This window comes from Shewanella sp. SG41-4 (genome assembly GCF_014164505.1).
Taxonomy (GTDB): Bacteria; Pseudomonadota; Gammaproteobacteria; order Enterobacterales; family Shewanellaceae; genus Shewanella.
Window position 1 is genome coordinate 1 of record NZ_JACJFI010000636.1, and the last position, 1,191, is coordinate 1,191.

1 pseudogene is annotated in these 1,191 nt (G+C 35.4%); it reads right to left on the reverse strand.

What is annotated here, in order from left to right:
- Window positions 1-394: 394 nt before the first annotated feature.
- Window positions 395-1,191, reverse strand: a pseudogene (locus tag H5202_RS22885) (tyrosine-type recombinase/integrase); the annotation flags it as partial.

Genomic DNA, 1,191 nt, shown 5'->3' on the forward strand with positions numbered 1-1,191 from the left:
ACTCGTGTTTTGGAATGACATTTCACACTAAAATAGTATGAATAAAATTTCAGTATTTCACACTCGCAATGGAAGAGAACATTTACAGTTGGTAATTGATACTAGACCAAGATGCGAGAAAGAAATAATAAAAGATATCAACAAAAGGTTTACTAGTGGGATTAACTACCCTTTCAGTAACAGCATTCGCTTCTCATTAATTGTTAATAATAAGTTTCTCTTTCTAAGAGGTGAATGCCTTGAAATATACTCATCTGATGACTACATGACTTTAGATGGCATGAAAAAGGACAACTTATCATCGATTATAGTGGATAAATTTAAGTTTAAATCATCATTATTTGAATATCTTCTATCCTAATTCTAGATGTTTTTAGTGATAAAGATTATGCCGTTATTCTTCTTGGTAGCTCAAAATAAGCAAAAAATGTAAAAAACTGAATAGGCTTTGATGTCGTTGTACCCGCTTATATCCGTTATTGACCAGTGCAATTTCTAAAAAACCGCTTCCATCATGGTTCCCTAAATAGCGCCCTTCACTCTCACTTGCTATTACAAAATTATTGGTAATAAACCCATAATCTGTGATGGTTTTTCTCCAACGATTTTCAATTCGATGTGATTGTTCAATCGTCAAATCTGCCCGATGAAACTTGAACTTTAGGTGCCTGTCTTTTAGGCCTAGCAGCTGACAAAAGCGAATAAACATTCTTGAAACTTTTGAGTTTGGGCACCTCAAAGCATAATCTTTTCCTGGGACGGCGTAATTTAATATCTCCATGCTCAATCTAACGTTAGCTAACGTTAATCGCTCAACCCCAATACTCTTATCGAATTTGTTACAGAGATAAATAAACACTTTGCTCGATTTGGCTAGATTCACATCTGATTCAGTCTCATTGTGACTATGACTTAACATTGGAAATGCAGGGATTAATGGTAAATGCTTGCCTACTCGGGGATAGTGCTGATGCACATGCTCAGCATTATTGAATAGTTGCTGTAATTGTTCCATAGGCACATTAAAATATTGAGACGATTCTATAACCGAACTGACTTTCAAAGCATTAAGTGCTTTAGCCCATGTCAGACTATGGATATCAATATTAGGTTTTATGTTCCTGACAAACGTCGATAATGTCGGTATCGACAGTGATGACGTTAATGGTGCAGGTTTAATTGCCAGCGTTT